Origin of the sequence: Zavarzinella sp. (assembly GCA_041399155.1) — a bacterium.
Lineage (GTDB): Bacteria > Planctomycetota > Planctomycetia > Gemmatales > Gemmataceae > JAWKTI01.
In genome coordinates this window covers 271464-291156 of record JAWKTI010000001.1, presented here as the reverse complement: position 1 = coordinate 291156, position 19693 = coordinate 271464, and the positions used below count along the sequence as shown (strand labels likewise).

General features: G+C 50.9%; 20 protein-coding genes. 13 read left to right on the top strand and 7 right to left on the bottom strand.

Annotated elements, in window-relative coordinates; translation table 11 throughout:
* The first annotated feature begins 640 nt into the window (after positions 1-640).
* The 4 genes from R3B84_01330 (at position 641) to R3B84_01315 (ending at position 2725) form a co-directional block, all read left to right on the top strand.
* Entirely contained in the window at positions 641-868 is a 228-nt protein-coding gene (locus tag R3B84_01330) for a hypothetical protein (GenBank protein MEZ6139187.1), read from the top strand.
* Complete coding sequence (locus R3B84_01325) at positions 865-1077, top strand: hypothetical protein (protein ID MEZ6139186.1); 213 nt, start codon at positions 865-867, stop codon at positions 1075-1077. The genes R3B84_01330 and R3B84_01325 overlap by 4 nt, the downstream gene beginning before the upstream one ends.
* 197 nt (positions 1078-1274) lie before the next feature.
* The gene (locus tag R3B84_01320; protein MEZ6139185.1) at positions 1275-2390 is read left to right on the top strand and encodes a hypothetical protein; all 1116 of its coding nucleotides are present in this window, start codon (positions 1275-1277) and stop codon (positions 2388-2390) included.
* Complete coding sequence (locus tag R3B84_01315) at positions 2387-2725, top strand: hypothetical protein (protein MEZ6139184.1); 339 nt, start codon at positions 2387-2389, stop codon at positions 2723-2725. The genes R3B84_01320 and R3B84_01315 overlap by 4 nt, the downstream gene beginning before the upstream one ends.
* A gap of 303 nt (positions 2726-3028) precedes the next feature.
* Here the strand turns inward: R3B84_01315 and R3B84_01310 are convergent, their stop codons facing one another.
* Both R3B84_01310 and R3B84_01305 read right to left on the bottom strand, forming a co-directional pair.
* Positions 3029-3223 carry a hypothetical protein gene (locus R3B84_01310; GenBank protein MEZ6139183.1) on the bottom strand — a complete coding sequence of 65 codons (195 nt, stop codon included), beginning with the start codon at positions 3221-3223 and terminating at the stop codon, positions 3029-3031.
* A 52-nt stretch (positions 3224-3275) separates the two neighbouring features.
* A complete protein-coding gene (locus tag R3B84_01305) occupies positions 3276-3674 on the bottom strand; it encodes a macro domain-containing protein (protein MEZ6139182.1) in 399 nt (132 codons plus the stop codon).
* A gap of 670 nt (positions 3675-4344) precedes the next feature.
* On the opposite strand from R3B84_01305, the gene R3B84_01300 reads away from it, so the two are divergent.
* From R3B84_01300 to R3B84_01290, 3 genes are all read left to right on the top strand, one after another.
* Positions 4345-7518 (top strand): cation-translocating P-type ATPase family protein, encoded by a 3174-nt coding sequence (locus R3B84_01300; protein MEZ6139181.1) that lies wholly within the window; start codon positions 4345-4347, stop codon positions 7516-7518.
* A 3-nt stretch (positions 7519-7521) separates the two neighbouring features.
* The gene (gene hflC, locus R3B84_01295; protein MEZ6139180.1) at positions 7522-8517 is read left to right on the top strand and encodes a protease modulator HflC; all 996 of its coding nucleotides are present in this window, start codon (positions 7522-7524) and stop codon (positions 8515-8517) included.
* 944 nt (positions 8518-9461) lie between these two features.
* Positions 9462-10271 (top strand): hypothetical protein, encoded by an 810-nt coding sequence (locus R3B84_01290; GenBank protein ID MEZ6139179.1) that lies wholly within the window; start codon positions 9462-9464, stop codon positions 10269-10271.
* Between the two features lie 184 nt (positions 10272-10455).
* Here R3B84_01290 and R3B84_01285 read toward each other — a convergent pair whose 3' ends face one another.
* Positions 10456-10599, bottom strand: a complete 144-nt coding sequence (locus R3B84_01285) for a hypothetical protein (GenBank protein MEZ6139178.1) — start codon at positions 10597-10599, stop codon at positions 10456-10458.
* Positions 10580-11467: a transposase gene (locus R3B84_01280; GenBank protein ID MEZ6139177.1), complete on the bottom strand. Its 888-nt coding sequence runs from the start codon at positions 11465-11467 to the stop codon at positions 10580-10582. The genes R3B84_01285 and R3B84_01280 overlap by 20 nt, the downstream gene beginning before the upstream one ends.
* Before the next feature lie 947 nt (positions 11468-12414).
* Between R3B84_01280 and R3B84_01275 the strand changes: the two genes are divergently transcribed.
* The 5 genes from R3B84_01275 (at position 12415) to R3B84_01255 (ending at position 15990) form a co-directional block, all read left to right on the top strand.
* Positions 12415-12747: a hypothetical protein gene (locus tag R3B84_01275; protein MEZ6139176.1), complete on the top strand. Its 333-nt coding sequence runs from the start codon at positions 12415-12417 to the stop codon at positions 12745-12747.
* Between the two features lie 312 nt (positions 12748-13059).
* Entirely contained in the window at positions 13060-13659 is a 600-nt protein-coding gene (locus tag R3B84_01270) for a DUF4303 domain-containing protein (protein ID MEZ6139175.1), read from the top strand.
* Positions 13660-13793: 134 nt separating this feature from the next.
* Positions 13794-14330 carry a hypothetical protein gene (locus R3B84_01265; protein MEZ6139174.1) on the top strand — a complete coding sequence of 179 codons (537 nt, stop codon included), beginning with the start codon at positions 13794-13796 and terminating at the stop codon, positions 14328-14330.
* Between the two features lie 257 nt (positions 14331-14587).
* Positions 14588-15091 (top strand): hypothetical protein, encoded by a 504-nt coding sequence (locus R3B84_01260; protein MEZ6139173.1) that lies wholly within the window; start codon positions 14588-14590, stop codon positions 15089-15091.
* A 473-nt stretch (positions 15092-15564) separates the two neighbouring features.
* Positions 15565-15990, top strand: a complete 426-nt coding sequence (locus tag R3B84_01255; GenBank protein MEZ6139172.1) for a hypothetical protein — start codon at positions 15565-15567, stop codon at positions 15988-15990.
* 76 nt (positions 15991-16066) lie between these two features.
* Here R3B84_01255 and R3B84_01250 read toward each other — a convergent pair whose 3' ends face one another.
* Together R3B84_01250 and R3B84_01245 are read right to left on the bottom strand one after the other, a co-directional pair.
* The gene (locus R3B84_01250) at positions 16067-16789 is read right to left on the bottom strand and encodes a hypothetical protein (protein MEZ6139171.1); all 723 of its coding nucleotides are present in this window, start codon (positions 16787-16789) and stop codon (positions 16067-16069) included.
* A gap of 27 nt (positions 16790-16816) precedes the next feature.
* Positions 16817-17593, bottom strand: coding sequence for an IS630 family transposase (locus tag R3B84_01245; protein MEZ6139170.1), 777 nt, complete (start codon positions 17591-17593; stop codon positions 16817-16819).
* Between R3B84_01245 and R3B84_01240 the strand changes: the two genes are divergently transcribed.
* Entirely contained in the window at positions 17540-17689 is a 150-nt protein-coding gene (locus R3B84_01240) for a hypothetical protein (protein ID MEZ6139169.1), read from the top strand. The genes R3B84_01245 and R3B84_01240 overlap by 54 nt on opposite strands.
* A gap of 311 nt (positions 17690-18000) precedes the next feature.
* Here the strand turns inward: R3B84_01240 and R3B84_01235 are convergent, their stop codons facing one another.
* Positions 18001-19650 (bottom strand): protein kinase, encoded by a 1650-nt coding sequence (locus R3B84_01235; protein ID MEZ6139168.1) that lies wholly within the window; start codon positions 19648-19650, stop codon positions 18001-18003.
* Positions 19651-19693 lie beyond the last annotated feature (43 nt).

Genomic DNA, 19693 nt, shown 5'->3' with positions numbered 1-19693 from the left:
AGTTTATCGAAGATGATCAAACGACAATCAGAATCAAAAAGGAGGTATTGGAGTTGTTAAAGAATTGGAAACCCTGACCAAGCGGGGGCATCCATCGGGAACGGTCAACAGGAAAGTGCTGCTTCACAGGGAGTGCTGAACTGTACCCATAATTGAAGACGCAGTACGCTGCCAGCGCTACTGAATAAACGGTAAAGGAGGTAATAATCAACGGATACTGTCTATCAGCATGAACATGGCCTGATAGATATTGGTGCACTCAATTCACCACAGATAATTGGCAGTTATCTGGATCATTTTAATCGCGCGATACTTGCGCTAACAACTGTCTCGAAACTGAGGAGTTGTGTCTTCGGCAGCATCTTTGCGAAGGGTACCTGGTTGGCCCGATTCACTTTCGGGAACCAGTTTAGCCCGATTGCTTGACGTACAGAACCGTTGGCCCGAACAGTTCAGAAAGAACTGTCTGTTTGGTCAACGCAATGATGAGGCACAATCGACTGCATCTGGACATGAATCAGATGTAGTCGCAGTAGCCTGGCCTGACATGCAGGCCGAATGATGAAACTAGTCCTCGTTCAAACCAAGTTTTGAACGATGGTACTGACGAGAAATTTTGGATTTAAACAGGTAAAAGGACATGATGAAAAATAATCGTATTTCGCTTCTACAGCTCTCAGTACGACCGAGAGAGGCAGCAGCGATGTTAGGGATCAGCCAACGGAAGTTATTCGAGTTAACGAAACAAAGCAAAATTCGCCGTGTGAAACTACCCGGAGGAAAAAATTCAACTTCCCTGTATCTGGTTGAGGATCTGAGAAAATTCCTTGAAACCAACATGACCCCCATGACAGAGGAGGCAAAATGAAACCGATTGATACCGTTCTGGACGGATTGAATGAAGTCCAGACGACTGACAATAAGAATTGGAAAGCATGTTGTCCGGCACATAATGACTACACCCCCGGTCTGTCGATCAAAGAAACCGATGATGGCAAGGTGTTGTTGCATTGCCATGCAGGATGCGAGGTAAAGGAGATTGTCGCAGCCATGGGGCTTAAACCCAATTTCATTTGAAAATCGGTGGTTTAACGCCTATCAAGCAAACCGCGGCTACCGTCGGCTCACAGAAAATGATGTTGAGTTGCCAACTCAAGTGTTTAGTACTGGTTTCCCGCCTTCGCGGGAATGACGGTTTGTGAGCCGACGGCGTTAGCCGCGGTTGGATCAAACAATACCAGAAACACCGAATTTCAAACTGATTTTGGTTTAGAATGAATACTTTATTTCCGGATGCTGTTTCTGGTAAACCCACACCAAAAAGTAAATTGAAGCCACGACATCAATTGGCCAAGCAATCTTTTGCTCCAGACAAGTCGAAGAATCAGACCCCAGGATTCAGAACTGCCCAGGAAGCGGCAGATCGTTTTGGACTTCGAGAATACGGTAGGTCTGCTGATTTTTTCTGGGAGTATCAGAATCTACGTGGCAACACAGTGTTTTCCGTTTACCGGTGGGATACTGTTGATGGACAAGCATCGAAAGATATTCGTCCGGTTTCAAAGTGGAAGGATGGCTTATGGCGCCTCGGGTTGCCGAAAGGACAGCTACGACCACTGTACAAATTGCCTTCTCTGGAAAATGCCCAAATCGTTGTTGTGTGCGAAGGGGAAAAAGCAGCTGATGCCGCAATTGAGTTGGGATTCACCGCTACTACCAGTATCGGGGGATCTCAAGCTGCCAGCAAAACTGACTGGAGTCCACTGACAGAGAAGGAAGTCTGGTTCCTGCCTGATAACGATGAGCCAGGTCAGAAGTATGTGAATCAGGGGGCAACCATTCTGAAAGGGTTGGACTCAGAAACCCCAGTGAAAATTCTAATGCTACCTTATCTTCCGCCCAAGGGTGATCTTGCGGACTGGAGAAGATGGCCACTGAGCAATGGCTGGAAGAAAACAGGAATCACAAATATTGCAGCGAAAACAGACCTGTTCCAGTTACCAACAGCTACAGATGAGAATGGATCAGGTTGCTTACCAGTTCCGTTAGAAGTTTTTCCTCAGAGTATTACAGAGTACATCAAAGCAACTGCTGCTGCAGGCACAGGTGATGAGGCATCGATTATTGCTCACACCGTTCCTGCAATGGCTGCAGCGGGAGTTCATGGGTCAGCGTGTCCAGACTCGCCAGGAAATACTTTCCCGCCGATCCCGCCGGCGGCCAGTTCCTCACGCAGTCTTGCCCACACTACCGCCGGCGGATACCCGAACCACCGTTGGGCGAGCATCCACTCGACCGCCCGGACGATGTCTCCTCCGTGGTCACGGAGTACGGCTTGGCAGTCACGCACAGGCAGGTCGGTGAGTCGTCGTAGAGCCATCACCAATTGAGCCAACAGGTCGCGGTAAAACTGCAAGCCATTTCGATCGGGGTCGCGGACGTGAAATTCGCGAGTTCCCCACGGCGTGTCTCGCAGGTCGGAGATGTCCGTAAGAATCCCCAGCTTGCAAAACTCCGCATAAAGTTGATCGACATCGTCCACGACAAATCGGTACGTGGGGCGGTCGTAGGGAACGTCCCATTCCTTCGCATCGTGCAATTGCAGGTGCAGATCGATGCCGTCGCGACGTACGCCGGCATACCTGACGCGGTCGGGATCGTCGCGGAATATGAGTTTGAATCCGAGCTTCGCGTAGTAGTAGATGGACGCTTCAACGTCGCGTGACATGAGGACGGGCTGTACTTGCTGTATCGTCGCCATCAGCCGCTCCTGCTATAATGGTCCGCGATTATGCAAAGTCGCGGAACGCATACGAAGTGATTCCTGCTCCAATCGCTGGTTAGGCCGCTTGCGGCAGTCACCTTTAGTATATGCTCAATTGCGGACTCGTTAAGTCAGCCGCAGGCCCGGCTTAACAGATCAAAGTTCAATGGCCGGCACCGCGCCAACCAAAGTTGAGTTTACCAGAACGCACAACTCGGGTCCGATCCATTGCCGCGTTTGGTTATGCGGCTGTCCGGTAATCCGTTATTCTCGCTGCAGATCCCGGAAGCGATCGCCATACAAAAGTTGATGACGCGATTGTGCGTCTGCCCATGTCTGCGGGAATGTCCCACGCTCAAGCACGACTTCCTCGATTGCTGCTCCGACCTGCCGAGCACAGATGTTCGGGCCAACTTTGCCGACACCCGTTCCGAGGCCCGGAAAGGCAACCGTACGCACGACGCTCGCTACCGGTTCACCGGCGAATGGACCATCGACGAAACGCTGATGCTTAATCAGCAGGAGCGCCCGCGCGTGCAGCGAGATACGGATTTACCGTATCGCGAAGAATCATCGGCACGCGCATCGTGGGCGCTGCGATTACGAATGGAATGCGAGCATCGTCCGTAGGAATTATCTCTGCCTGACCGACAACCAGCTCACCGTGGTGTCGTGTCCGAATGGTGTCCTGCAGCCGACGTTGTACTTGCCATCCGAAATGTTGCGAGTACAGATGGTCGATACCTCCATCCATGAACCCGAAACTGTTGGCCGGACTGACAATTGCATCGCAATGAACATCGAGAATCGACCCGCGATGGACGGTGACGCCTTCAAGTTGGGCGCAGAACCGCTCCCACGCTTCCGCGAGTTCCGATTCGACAGATGCAAGGACGATGTTCAGCCGCATAACTATCATTAAATCGAATTGATTTCTATGCTGTCAAAGATTCTGTCTCTCACTTTTTGTGTGTACTGGACCGATACGTGCAAAAGCGGAAGATGAGGGACGCCCTCATTACTATACAGTTTAGTCTGTAGTTTCATGGGGTGCTATGAAAAAACCGGACTACGATTTAGAAACAATCAGGACACAAAACATCCTGGATTCCCGCCTTCGCGGGAATGACGTTGTTGGATTCATTCAGATGCTGGTTATAGTTCGGGTTTCCAGAACTGGATTCCCGCCTTCGCGGGAATGACGTTGTTGGATTCATTCAGATGCTGGTTATAGTTCGGGCTTCGTGAACTGGATTTCCCGCCTGCGTGGGAATGACGTTCTGGTGGGGCTTCGGATTACTGGTGATAATTGAAGAGATCGCCCTGGATTCCCGCCTGCGGGAACACTCTTGTTCGGTGGTTTCTAAATAGTTCGGTCTTTTTGAACTGGATTCCCGCCTGCGCGGGAATGACGGTTCTGGTGGGTATCGAATTACTGTTGATAATTCAAGATATCGCCTTGGATTCCCGCTTCCACGGGAACACTCTTGTTCGGTGGGTTCTAAACGGTTTCTTCATCTCTTCGGCGGGGAAATCCCTAAACCAATATAACCGCCTCAAACTTCGCCACTGTGGGATCGATGCATCGCGAAATCAGCTACGCCGATTCGGTTTTTACCCGATCTTCCAGCACGGGCCTGTATGCCCTGACCGCACTGCTGGTGGGGCTGATTCTGCGCGATCAATACCCAATGATCGCGGGCTGGTCTGCTCAGCTTGGCCTTGATTTACCCCAGGTGCAGAACACCCTTTTCGGGCTGCGGTATGCGTTGCTTGCCGCCGTGCTGGGTGGGGCTCGCATCCTGTACGGTTCACTCGATTCCCTCTTTGCTGGCCGCCTTGGTGCGGATCTGGCAGTGGCAATCGCCTGTATCGCCGCACTGCTGATGAATGAACCGCTGATTGCTGCCGAGGTAGTGATCATTGCGATGATTGGCGAGTGTCTGGAGGCATTTACCTACGATCGCACCCAGGCGGGTATTCGCAAACTGGTGGAAGTGTTCCCCAGAAAATGCTGGAAGATCGTTGATGGGGAAGATGTTGCGGTTGAAACCGACACCCTGCAGGTGGGTGATCACGTACGGATCAAACCGGGCAAAAAAGTGCCCGTGGATGGGTTGGTGCTGGAAGGTTTTTCCACGCTGGATACCAGCCCACTGACTGGAGAATCGCTCCCACGTGAAGTGACGGTGGGCGATACCGTTCTGGCAGGCTGCCTGAACCAGAACGGCATGCTCATTGTGGAAGTGGGGTCGGTTAAGGGCGATACATTCGCGGGCAAAATCATCGAATTTACCGCCAAAGCCCTGCAGGATCGCCCACAGGTGGTACGGCAGGCAGATCGCATTGCCAAATGGTTTCTTCCGGTATTACTTGGTGTTACCGTTTTCGCATTTTTGGGAAACCTGGTCTACCACGCAGGCTGGTTTGGGCCTGCAGAAAGTCGATTATCATTAAAATTGGCCGCACGCCAAAGCTTGTACCCCACATTAGGGGTGCTGGTGGTGGCCTGTCCCTGTGCGTTAATTTTAGCCACACCTGCGGCCATGGTTGCCGCACTCGGGCGATTGGCAGGCACGGGCATTCTGGTCAAAAGTGCTGCGGCTCTGGAGCAGTTTGCCCAGGTGAAGATGATCGCCTTTGACAAAACCGGCACACTGACCACCGGGCAGCTTTCGCTGCAAACCATTATCACGCAAGGAGTTAGCGAAGATCGCCTGCTGGCATTGGCGGCAGCAGTGGAACAGAACAGCGAGCACCCGTTCGCTCGTGCGATCATGCACGCAGCCAAAGAACGTGGCTTGTCACTGCCCACGACCAGTGATTTTCAGGCTTCCCCAGGTGGGGGAGTTCAGTCACAAGTCGATGGCTTGCCCGTTCTGATTGGCAATGTGCGATTTCTCAGCCAGCACCAGATTGCGTTGCCGCCAGAATTTGCCGCACAGCTAGCTCAGTGGGATGAACGTGGCCACACTGTGGTGCTGGTCGCTCGGCAAGGACAGGTGCTCGGGATGCTGACGGCCAGCGATACCACCCGACCTTCCGCACACGATGTGGTGGCAGAATTGCGGACCGCAGGAATCGAGCAGTTTCAGATTCTCAGTGGGGATCGACGTGGTCCAGTTGAACGATTGGCTAATGATTTGAATATCGTCTCGTTCGAGGCGGAACTCCTGCCACTGGACAAGGCAAATCGGATCGTAACCCCTGCCACAACAGCCTACGTGGGCGATGGCATTAACGATGCCCCAGCGTTAGCCCACGCGGGGGTGGGGCTTGCCGTAGGTTCTGGTACCGATGTGGCAGCGGAAGCGGGATCGATTGTCCTGTTGGGCGATCCGTTACGCCACCTGCCGTTGCTGTATCGTCTTTCCAAACAAACACTTACGATCATTCGCCAGAATATTCTCTGGTTCGCCATTGGCCTGAATCTGGTGGGGGTGCTGCTGACAGGTTTCCTCTGGCCGTTGCTCTATTCAGGCAAAGCCGGACTTGCCGATGCCCCACTGGTGGGTGTGATTTATCACCAATTGGCTTCGCTGGCGGTGCTGGCCAATTCGATGCGTCTGTTGTTGTTCGAACGCCCACGATTGTCCCGTTTTGGAACCCAGGTTTCCCACCAGGTGCAGCGGGTGGATCTGATGATCAGTTCGTTACAACTGGATGATCTGCTGCACTGGATCAGCCACCAATGGCGTCGCGTCCTCAAATGGGTGGTGCCCATTCTGGTGCTTGTCTGGCTTGGGACTGGTATTACCATTGTCCCACCTGCGGAAGTGGCTGTGGTGCAACGCTTTGGCCGCTATGAACATGAACTGTCACCCGGTCTGCACTGGATCGCACCCTATCCGATCGATCGTTGTACCTTTCTTCGCCCACAGGAAATCCGTGTGGTGGAGTTAGGCTACCGCTCCGAACAATCCGCAAGCGGCTTCACGTGGGATTCTGCCCACCAGTCCCAGTCGCAACGGATGAATGATGAATCCACAATGATCACGGGTGATGGCTACCTGCTGGACATGGCAGCGAATCTCCGCTTTCAGATTCACCAGCCTACCCAGTTTCTCCAGGTTTCCGAAGATATTGTGCCCGTGGTGCGTTCCACGCTGGAAAGTGTGATTCGGGAAATCATCGCCAGTCGCACGTTTGTAGAACTTCTGACCACTGAACGCCTGACGATTGAAACGGAAGTATTGGTGCAGGTGCAGCAAAGATTAAAGAAAATTCATGAAAATGGCCTGGGGATTCGTCTGGAAGGGCTGACGATCCACGATATTCACCCCCCACAGGAGGTGGTGGCCAGTTTTCACCGCGTGGCGACCGCAATTCAGGAAAAGCAGCAAAAACTGAACGAAGCGAATTCGCTGGCCACCCGCAAACGAAGTCAGGCGGAAGAAGAAGCGATTCGGATTCTGGGTGAAGCGGAAGCGATCAGCCACGAACGCCTGCGCATGGCAGAAGCGTGGAACAAATATTCGCAGGAATGGCAGAATTACCGCACGTTGCTTTCGGAAATGGATCGGAAGCAGCACCCCACGGTGGAAGAACAGCAAAAACTCATTGCGGTGCGGCACCGAGTTTCAGAATATCGACAGACGCTGGCGGTGCTGACAGAAATCTTACAGAAACGCGATAAAGTCTTAATTGATGGGGACTTACCGAAAGGCCGCCGCACCTATTATCTGGTCAATCCCGACTTTCTGAAGCCCATTATCAGTATGCCACGTCCCAGTCCCACCCCAGAGGAGCCATAATTGATGAGAAAACGACGAGGAATCCTCATTTTTGTTGCTGTGGTGCTGGTGATCTGGCTGCAATCGTCGCTGTACACGGTCGACCACCGGGAATTCTGCTACGTAACGCGGTTTGGCGACCCGATTATAACCCACAATGGTGAGGTGGCAGCCGGCCTGCACTGGAAGTTGCCCTGGCCCATCGACAGCATTCAACGAATTGACCGCCGCCTGCACAGTTTTGAACTTCCCGCCACGGAAACTCTGACCCGCGATCTGGATGGGCAGCGGGTGGACAAAACTATTTCGGTGGATGCCTTTGTGGTGTGGAAAATACCAAACGAAGAGGCACTGGATCGCTTCGTGAAGACTGTGGGCTCGCCAGAACAGGCACGTCGCCTGTTAATCCCACGAATTACAGGGCGGGTTGCTGCGGTCATCAGTCAGATGCCACTGGAAAAACTGATCGAAGTGGTGCCCGAAGCGCAGGCTAAGGCCAAATACGAGCAATTGCACCAGCAGATTCTCGGCACCAATTCCCCCACCGGGGAGGTTTCGCTGCCCACCAGCCTACGAGAGGAATACGGTATTGAGATAGTCGATTTGCGGATTCGCCGACTGGCATTTCCGGAAGCAGTGCGGTCCAGCATTGCGGAACGGATCCGCAGTGAACGCCAGCGCAAGGTGGCAGAATACCAAAGCGAAGGGAACCGCGAATATACCCGCATTGTTGCAGCAGCTGACCGTGATGCAGCGTTAACCATTGCCAACGCCAAGGCCAAAAAACAGGAAATGGAAGGCAAGGCAGACGCCCAGGCCGATGCGATCAGGAGTGCTGCGTATGCCCGCGACCCGGAGTTTTTTGCCTTTTTGCAAAAGCTGGCCACCTACCGTGTAATGCTGTCTGAAACCCGCGATGTGCTGTTACTTTCCACGAAAAATCCCATTTTCGACATGCTCTTCCGCCCACCAACGAAGCCAGAACGGGACGTGCCTAGAATACCACCAGATGCACCTTAACCCACCGAAAAGCACAAATTGCTTGAGATTCTTCTGGGCAGAGTCTTAGGGGATAATTGAATACAAGTAGATAATAGAATACATTAGCTGCGGTTCTGATAAGTATATTCATCGCCCCGCCAAAGTCTTTCTTCGTCTTCATCGTACGAAACATGAGCAAGGGAATTTCTTAAAGAGGTCTTCGTCTTCATAGCCTGCAGCGTGAGCAAGGAATTTCTTAATGATCTTCGTCTTCATCGCCCGCAGCGTAAGCAAGGGAATTTCTTAAAGAGGTCTCACGCAAAGCGGCAAAGATAACAAGAGATTCTGAAGACAATCGTCATTCCCGCGAAGGAGGGAATCCAGAAAATGCCATCTTCACCCGAAACGCGATCGAATTGCTTTGTAAAGACCACACGTGTATCTGAGAAAAAGCACTGGATTCCCGCCTGCGCAGGAATGACGCTGAGAGTGTAACTTTATTGGATAACTAATTGATCTGGGGTTGTTTGCGTTATATCCGATGTGGTGCCCAGAATCGTCATTCCCGCGCAGGCGGGAATCCAGTTTTGCCCATATGCTTTATATTTATGTATCGCAATCTGTTTTTCTCATTGCACCCCTACAATCTACTTAGTAAACTACAATCCAATGTGGACCTTCCTCATGCTGTACTTTGAAATTAGGACGGTACAAGAACTGTTGGGACATGCCGATGTGACGACCGCCATGATTTACACGCATGTCCTAAACAAAGGGGAGAGGCGTCAAAAGCCCATTAGATGAATAACTTTCGGCGCAATGTCCATTAGTGTGTTATCTCGCGATGATTTGAAACAATGGTTTGAACGTAAATTCATACCATGTAAGTAGTTAGATGGTACGGTACCATCTTTATTTTTAAAAGTGTTATTTTGCGCAGCCGCAATCTAATTACAAGTTCGGCGACAAAACGGAGGTGACCAATGGCTGATCCACGAATGCCGCAGGAGATGATCGACTGGATGCAGAATGCGCAGTGGGGTGCCCACCATGACCAGTGGCATTTCGAGCGTCGCTGGGACTTCTGGCACTTCCTCGCTGGCCAAGGCAATCAGCAGGCTCAGGAGATGGTGACCTACGCGACCCAGCAGGGTTGGAGTCGCGCGGCTCAACAGGAGGGAGAAGCTGGCAACGGCCTCGATTTCCTCATGATGCATCGGGCAATGATCATCCTCCTCTCACAACACTTCCCTCAGCACACCCACTTCCTCCGCGGGTGGTCCACGCCGCCACAGAACCCTGCCGACGCCGAAGACCCGGTAACTTCCGGCGACCCATTCGACGCGCACCGAGCGGCCGGGGCGGCGCGGATCGAGCGTTCGCCCGCCACATTTGCCGGCGACGACGACTTCGGCCTGTTCATCGAGACGAACCTGCGACCCGTCACGGGGAACCCGCTGAATCGCTCCCTCGACCCCCAGACGGGCGTTCACAACTACCTGCACAATCGCTGGACCGACGAGACCAGCGACATCAACCTTGGCGACCCGACGGTTAACATCTTCAACCACCGCTTCTGGAAGCTACATGGCTGGATCGACCACCAGTGGTGGCGCTTTAGGCGTGCGAAGGGCTATTCGGATGCGGACGCACAGTACCAGTCCAGCCTCCAAGCATACATTCACATGATGTCCGGCCACGGCCCGCATCACGCGATGCTTCGGACGGCAGAGGCAATACGTGCTGCCACTCCCCGGCCACGCGGATTCCAGCGATCGTTCCGGGAGTCGTAGCACGCCGCCCCAGGAACTTCCCCAGCTGAAGACTAACTTTTCAATTCAACTCGCTTGAATTATTTCATCAATGAAAGCTAAAAGTGCATATTCCGCGTAACGATAGCGTCTGCCGTGGGTATCTTTTTAATAAATTTCACACAAGCCCTTCTTCATCAAATTGTCAAAAACCTGCTCTTTCCATTCACGCAACGGTGGGTTCCACTTTCTTTAACTCATACCCCAGCTCTTTGGCCCGGCGATGCAACTGTCTCTCCTGCCGGGCAATTACTTCTGCCACATACGCTTCTTCCTGCTGCTTCGTGTAATCACCGCCATACCGCATCAAATGGTAGATAATCCTGGCCAGCTTGTGGGCGGTTGCCGTGATCGCTTTCGGTGCTCCCAGGCGAGAACGCTGTCTTCTTAAATAGCCACCCAGGTAACTGGTGCTCCGCATCAACCCCCACGCAGCCAACCGCAAGGCGTGGGCCGCGCCCTTTCCCACGTCGCGTCTTGCTGGACTGCACTTTTCCGCCGGTTTTCTTGAAGTTGGGGCACAATCCCAGCCAACTGGTGAAATGTTTTACTGTCGGCCATTTCGTAAAATCGGTGCCCAGTTCACTGATCAGGGTCAACGCATGAATTTCATCAATCCCTTCAATGGCAGTTAAATCCACTCCCGATACCAGATACAACGCCGTACGAACATCAAAGCCCGGATCGTGCGGCTTTCGGCCACGCACGCGTGGTTTCTTCGGCAGTGGGGGCAATTCGCTTTGGCGTATCATTGATTTCAAATGAATTGCAATCCGACTATCCACCAGAGCAATTGTCTCCTGATACTTTTCCCACAAAGCCAGGCAGCATTGCAATTCCAGCAGATACTCATCCCGATACCGCCCAGCCAGGGCAGTGGCAATTTCGGCTTTCGTATGTTTGCAACGGCGATCCCGCAATTCACCTAATTGTTCAGGATCACGTTCTCCAGCCACGATCGCCCGGATAATTTTCAATCCGGTAACACCGGTGATGTCACCAACCACATTTGTCAATTTCAGATTCATCAATTCCAATGCTTTCTGCATGCGTTGGATGTGCTGTCCGGACAGCCGCACCAGATTAGCACGTTGACGTACGATATCGTGCAGGCGTACGGTCACATTGTGGCCGGTCCCCAATCGCGAACTGGCTAACAAGGCCGTGAACCGGAGCACTCATTTGCACTGCAACTGAAATCAAAGCCTCCCGTTCGTGCCCGGTTACGGCAGACGTTAAGCCGGCCTGCGGCCAGCTTAACGGGGTCCGCGATTGAGCATATAGTAAAGGTGACGGCCGCAAGCGGCCTAAGTGAGCGATTGGAGCAGGAATCGCTTCGTATTCACTCCGCGACTCTGCTCAATCGCGGACCCCGTTATCCGACTGAATCGAGACCTCATTGAAGCAACACTTTGGCGATCGTTCGACTTTCGCAATCGAACTTGGCAAATCAGATGACGCATCACCAGAGTTGAGAACCGTCGACGTCTACGCCGATGGGCGTTGGCTAACCTGCGACGACAACGTGGTTTACTTGCCGCAATTCATCGGCTCCCTCAACGACGATTTGGATTGGGCAATAGCCCCGTAGGTGACAAACGCGATATGCCACCGTTCCCGGACCGGTCGCCCGTTAAGAATCATCGCGAGATGCTTCGGCTGGCTACCGACGACAACGACCTTCATCTGTTTCACCGATTTATGGACTGGGGGCCAACCGCCGACAATGTCTCAATGCACCTGTTTCGCGTTGATGTGTTTTCGCACATGCCCTTTTCGTTTTGGCGCGAATCTCACCATGACCCAACTGAGATTAGTGCTATATACTGTGCTCGACTCTCCATTGACGACTTGCGTGTCACACTGCACCGTGCGGCGTGGAGACTCATGTGGGATTGGTACACTGACCGAAAGAATCGCGGCGGGTAACCAACCGCTGCAGTTGACGAGCAGCGCGGGCGTTGAAAGTTTGTATCGAGCGGCCCGCTTAACGGGTCTGCGATTGAGCATATAGTAAAGGTGATGGCCGCAAGCGGCCTAAGTGAGCGATTGGAGCAGGAATCGCTTCGTATTCACTCCGCGACTCTGCTAAATCGCGGACCATTCGGCCCCGGAGGTCTGGAGCATGAATCGACGTGTGTTTCTGAGTTGTGTTGGATCCGGTGCAGCCCCGCTGGTAACGCCTTCGATGTGCCGCGCCGACGACGCACCGGTATACCTTGCGGATGATGTCAAAGTTATCGCGACATGGCTGCTCGGCCGAGAAACAGGAAAAGCGTTCAAGGAACCGTTCAAGGACTCGGATGTGCTGATCGGCACCAAGGACATAATATGTTACACAGACGTGCCGGACGTAAAGTGGCCGAAAGATTTACGTTCTGTGCCTTACGATTTTGTCCAGGCGCGATTTTTAGCTGCGAGTCACAGTTCCAAACGTACGCTCAAGGAACTCCTCTAGGGAATTGTGATAACGGGTTCGATCGCCGCCGATCCGCCCGACACCATCCACAAGGATGAGTTCGATCCGATTGCGGCAGGGGACCGCTGCTACTACGTTGATGTCCGGATTGGCCCTTGGGGACATTGGATCAAGATCGTCGTTTCTGGTGCCGTTGAGAGTTTCCGAGCGAAGGTGGTGTCACACCGGACAGGATAGGCCGAACTAGCCGCTGCACCTGACCCCGGCCCGAGAGCAGCCCGGGGCAGTTGATCTGTGTCGTTAGTCGCTTGAAAACTTGCGAGTCGCTGAAACTCAATTCAAACTACGAAGATGAGCAACACGAACAAATCGAAGTCGGTTAGCTTCCCAACGCTCACAAAGAGCGTTTACTTAGGTCTTAAGAAAACCGTAGAAGTAGTCTCTGATCGTTGTGGCGATGAGCATCTGTACGTATTCGCACTATGGCTTTCACCGACTTATAGCCATGTGGGCGCCTCATTCAATACCGTCGAGGCATTGGACCGCGTCGTGAGTGCCATCGGAACCGATGAGTTTTACGACACTGCAGAGAAAATGCGCGCTTTATTGAAATGGAATCCCGACGACTGGGAATACCATGAAAACAAGAACGACTCTTTTGACACAGCGAACCTGATCATGCAGAATGTTAGCGATCGTCTCCGCTCCATTAAGGGCGCAGTCGCGTTTCAAAACTATGTAGACAAGGTGGATGATACCCTTGTGAAGGCAATACTAAGAGCGCAAAACGAGGGCTTGTTTGATTCATTTGGTGACAGAGATACTCTCGTTCTTGCGCTTGTTCAAGGTGATACGGAACCCAAGTGGTTTTTAAAGAACGCTCGACGCTTGATCAGCCGAAATGCGTACTCTCAACTCCGAAGCGAAATCATGCCTAGGAAACGCAAATAACAAAGACATGAACGCGGAACCGCCGACAGCGAGTTTTCCAGTGGAGCATCAATTGCGCCAGCCTGGTTACCCCAGTCACTAGCCGGCCTGCGGCCGGCTTAACCGGTCCCGCGATAGAACATATAATAAAGGTGATGGCCGCAAGCGGCCTAAGAAAGCGATTGGAGCAGGAATCGCTTCGTATTCACTCCGCGACTCTGCTCAATCGCGGACCCAGTAAGGCCCAAACAAGACTACAACACATGTCAACCCGCAATGAGTTCCATCTAAGTAATGGCAGGGTGATTCGCCTCACTGCGATCGATCAATGGGGAACCTACTCTGGACTGCTGGAAGGTGTTCCAACAAAGGAAATGAATGAACGTCTCATTCTGAATACGATGGACAAAGCGAGAAAGCGCTGGCATTTTGAACCTTATCTGATTCGGCCAATTGAAAGGCCAATCGAACTCGGTAGCAAATACCCATTCGGTACGCCAGCATCAATTCCAGACATTACGTGCATCGGTAATTTCGATTGCTTCAATACCGCAAGAGATAAATCGATGGATGGGTCAACATTGCCAATCGTGTGGTTCCAGTCGGAATTTGCGTTTCCGATCGACGAAGCGATCCAAGAACAAATACGGTCACTGGAATGGGAGAAACACGCATCTGACTTTCAATACTGAAGATGGTATAACAAACCTCTAAACCTAAGTAGTCTATCACGGGTTTTTTGATGGAAGTTTGCTCGCGGCTACCCTGCTTAACGGGGTCCGCGATTGAGCATTTAATAAAGGTGGCGGCCGCAGGCGGCCTAAGTGAGCGATTGGAGCAGGAATCGCCGACCTGTTAGGACATGTTGCCAGGCGAGGATGCCGTCAAAGTAGCTTCGGTTCAGAAACTGAATTCAGGAGACTGCGATACTAAGAGCCTGGGGACTGCGATGCTAAGAGCGTTCGCCTTCAATCCAATCAGCCATACCGGTGTGCCAACGGTCTTTCCGCCGGCTGAATGCGAGATTTGTGGGGATTACCCCCTCGCGAATGAAAGTAGCCTGTTTAGCTCATTGCTTTCCTATTTGGAATCCAGCGGAGTGGTCGGTACGTTTGCTACGGCCGTGAAGTTTGATCTTCCGAATGCGTGGGAAGATGTTCCGCATTTGAATGGAATCGAAGAGATCGTACTAACCGGATCCGAAGCAGAGGCTGCCTTGACGCGACTGTATGGCTACGAACTGAACGAATGGGCCTTTTTGGATCATTGGCGACGATTCTTGTACGGTGGTGCGGCAGGTTGTTTTAACAATTCTGCACAAGAGTCGATGGTTCGACAGATTGGGCGAAGCCACCTTGATCATCTCAGACGTGTCCTTACAGAGGGAAGCCGCACCGAGTGGCTGCTAGTCTACGATATGGAGGATCGCAAGGCGGAAATGGATGTCGCCTAACCAATTGATCAACTGGCATGTCGACTAAGTTCGATTATGAAATCAACGTCGCTCACCGCTGCCTGGTTACGCCAGTCATAAGCCGGCCTGCGGCCAGCTTAACGGGTCCGCGATTGAGCATAACGTATAGGTTACGGCCGCAAGCGGCCTAAGTGAGCGATTGGAGCAGGAATCGCATGTATCCACTACAATCCTGTCATTAATTGCTCTGCTTGCTCAAAAATCGGTGAATTTTCCGTATATGCTGCAGGATCCTTTCAGGCAGCATAATCGCTGCAAGCCAAACTTCTTCGCCAGTCCGAACACTTTCGCCATCTTTCGGCAACAAATGTGTTTTATTTTCCTTGCCGGGTTGTGTCATTCAGAACAAAGTGCACAATTTAATAATGAATTGAATGGAATCTCATTCTGGGAAGGATCCTGCGACACCATCGGACGTGTTTACTAGCCACGTGCCGATCAGGGAAGTCCCTATGAGACGGATTAAAACGATCATCGTGGCATGTGGAATCATGGCAATCCTGAGCGGCTGCTGTGGAAATAGACCCCGGCCAATTCTGGATTGTCTGTGTGGCAAAAATTCTGCTTCTCCAGTAGTCGCTGCACCCAGCTTTCAACAACCAATCTACGGAGCACCCGGGGGGTATGTCAGCGCAGAGAACTGTGCCTGTGAGGGCTCTTCGATGCCAATTGGTGCTGGACTTCCACCTGGCGCCTATATCGTACCACCTGGAACAGGCACGTTGCCAATGCCGAAAAGCGACGACCGCCTGCCACGCATCCCCACTCCAGGGATTCAGGAAACACCCGGCAAGCAGTTTGAACTTGATCCCACAGCACGCGGTGTATCTCGCATGAGCGGTCCCCCACTGTTACTGCCGTCTTACGAGATGAAGTAAGGCAGTTTCACTGATAATTTCAACTATTCAATTATCGCACCTCGAAACTGAATCCTGCAATCGGGTAACTTTTTTTTCAACTCATCAATTCCTTCTGGGTAAACTTGGTATCATCCAAATTCAGAGATTTTAAACTTTTCATTTCTTTGAGATGTGCTCCTGCTGCATTCGTTACTCCGGATACATTATAAAGATTCAGAGTGCTTAATTGTGTCAAAGGCTTTAGTTGAGCAATTCCATCATCGGTAATTCTCGTTCCACACAACACAAGATTGTTCAGACTAGCTAATTTGGAAATTTGGATGAGGCCTGTATTCGTTACTGCTGTATTGTTGAGATCCAGCAATATTAAATTGAGGTCTACAAGATGGGATAAGCCTTCATCAGTAATCTTTGTTTCGTACAGATGCAGAACACTTAGCTTTTTCAAGTTCTTGATATGTGCCAAACCTTCATTGCCTATTTGAGTTCCTACAAGCGATAACAATCCTAGCTGTTTGATCTCCTTTAAGTGCACCATACCAGCATCGGTCACTAGCGTTGCCGAGAGATCCAGATTGTTTAAGTTTTCAAATACTTTCAAATGTTCAATTCCTGCATCATTTACTTTCGTGTTCGCCAAGCTGAGTGATGTAAGTTGTTGGAGATCTTTTAGGGTAGTAAAGCCTACACCCGAAACCTTAGTTCCACCCAAATGGAGTCGTTCCAAAAGGGGAAATTCTTTCAAATTTGTTAGGCCAGTATCGTCAATAGCTGTATTTTCCAGCACCAGTTCTCTCAGATTGTTCAATCCTTTCAAATTCGCCAATCCCGAATTAAACCTAAATCAGATTGAAAATCGGAGTTTTTCCGCTTGAGGATCGACTTCAAATCTTGGCCACAGTCTTTTAATTATTTCATCCGGAGTTTCATTCAATGTATCGATGAATCCTTTGCAAGCGTCGAACAAGTCACGCAAGGTTGCAAAACAACAATGTTGCGTGACCTCTTCACGCATCCATTTCCATAACCCTTCAATGGGATTGAAATCGGGACTATAACTGGGCAAAACTACTATTTCGATGTCCAACTCGCTGGCTTTGGTTCGAACGAACTTCGCCTTGTGCCAAGGTGCTCCATCCCAAATTACCACAACACGTCGACCTTGTCTTTCTACCCAATCGTTCACTCGGTGCAAAAATTCAGCCGTGTTTTCCTTGTTGCATTTGCCTTCGTTCCAGATCAAACATGCACCAGCACTGAAATTGTAAGCACCATACCAGTTGATGCGATCGGACAGCGGAGGGCAATCACTCACTCGCCAAGCCGATTCTCCCTTGCGCCACCAAGTATAGCCCAAGTCCATATCACGATGAAAATGGGATTCATCAATATAAATGATCACGATATCGCCGCGACACATTTGCTGGTACATATCCGCGAACTGTTTCAGGTATTCGGCCCGCTTTTCAGGGTCCCCTTTGCCGAACAGTTTCTTGCATTTCTTCCAGCTCAATCCCGCTAATTGCAGGATCCGCCGCACGGTATTCCGAGATACATACCGCTGGAATTGACAACCGATCCAGTTGCACAACTTCCTGATCGTCCATCCGTGGCCTGGCAATTGGTGATCTACCGGATCGCTTTTCAGAACGGCATCAACGATCTGCTCTATCTGCGACTGGACAAAAGGGGGACACGGCCGCCAGTACGCCGATAAATCAAGGCGTCAGGTCCATGGTTGTTATATTTATGAACCCAGTTCAACAACACATCGTCGCAACGTCCAATTTCTGCGGCATAAGCAGTTGCGTTAGTGTGACCAAGAGCAATTTGGTACAAAGCCATAAACCGCTCCCGAGTACGAGGATGCTCGGATTCCAGAGCCAGGCGACGCAAATCATCGGTGGTTTGATTCCATTTAGTAGTGTTCGGTCGGATCATCCTTGATCTCCAAAGGTTGGTCGACTTGCCTAGGTTGAACATTCTGACCAGCTTAACATAACTCACCAAATCTGTAAACACCGATTTTCAATCTGATTTTGGTTTAGTAACCTTGGTACCACCCAAACTGAGAAATCTTAATCCTTTTAATTCTTTTAAATGAATTAAGCACTCATCACCCAATGCTGTATTTGATAAAAACAACATTTGCAAATTATCCAGCCCCTGTAGGTTATGCAAATCTGCATCGGTAATTTTCGTGTTGTCAAGTTGTACGTTAGTCAGCAAGAACTTACCTCTCGGAATTTCGTCGAAGACACTGTATTCACGTGTGGGATCAGTTGAAACAACAACCCTGCCTCCTTGAGAACACACCCAATAGGCTGCTTTCGCTTCGGGATCAGTGAGTATTGGCTGTGCTATATTTGAGGGGGCTTTTTGGGGAATTTTTCTTTCTTGAACTGGTTCTTTACTACGATCAACGGCATTTTTTGAATCCGAACCCCCTTTGTTGTTGATGATCATTACCACAGCGACTATCATGACGATCAGTGCAGCAATCGATCCGATCGCTATTCCAATCGCTTTAGAATTACTACTTTGTTTTCCCTTACGCCTTGCAGTAGTTTCGGTGGCTTGCTGCTCTGTTTGTGTGGAGGATGCTTGGGAACTATTGTCGAAATCAACATCGATATCAGCAAATGGGTTTGCCGCCGGGCTGCTCACCACCATTTGAGTCATCTGAACAGGAATTGCTTCAACAATTGGCTGATTCGTGTGGCGGGCTTTCCCAGATAGTTCGTCAGCTGCTTCTTTCAGACGGGCAATTGCTTCAGCTGCATCTTTTGGTCGATTGTCAGCATTTTTTGCCAGCAACTGGTGGATCAAACTTGCCAGTGATTCAGGGATATCTGGGTTGACTTCACGTACTGGTGTGGGCTCTTCCGTTGCCAAAGCCATCAGAACCGCCATCGTATTTGGACCTGCAAAGGGCAATTTTCCAGTGGTTAAGCGGTACAACATCACTCCAACGCTAAATAAGTCGGATCGATGGTCGATTTCTGCTGCACGTGCCTGCTCGGGACTCATGTAGGCTGGGGTGCCTACGACAGTACCACTTTTGGTCAATTCAATTTCAGAGTCCATTGGTTTTGCCAAACCAAAATCCAGGATTTTCACCCTTGCGTTAGGCGATTCCAGCCACAGGTTACCTGGTTTGATATCCCGATGGATCAAGCCTTGTTTGTGGGCAGCACCTAGCCCGGCAAATGTTTCAGCTGCAATGCGAATGATTTGTTTAATGCTGGGGGAGCCTTTTTTCTTTAAGTACTCATCTAACGGGTATCCCTCAAGATATTCCATGGCTATGTATGGGATGCCATTTCTTTCATCTGCTTCATAAATCGTAACAATGTTATCATGCTTGATTTTTGCTGCTGCTCGTGCTTCACGAATAAACCGCTCTTTTGCAGAACTGTTTGATGCGTATTCCGGCAACATTATTTTCAAAGCAAGTTTTCGATCCAGTCGCGTATCGAGAGTTGCGTAAACAGCCCCCATCCCACCATGCCCAAGTTCTTTGATGATGCGATAAGGCCCCAGCACCCCCACTTCCCCCTCCACTACGGGTGGGTCGAAGATCGTAACGCTGTTTTTTTTGGCAGAACCATCATCCTGGGTCAGCGTTTCTTCGGTTACTGATAAATTGGGAATTGGTGATTTGCTGGGGTTGGACATCTGCAAACTCCTTTAATGTTAAGTTTCATTAATATACAAGTTG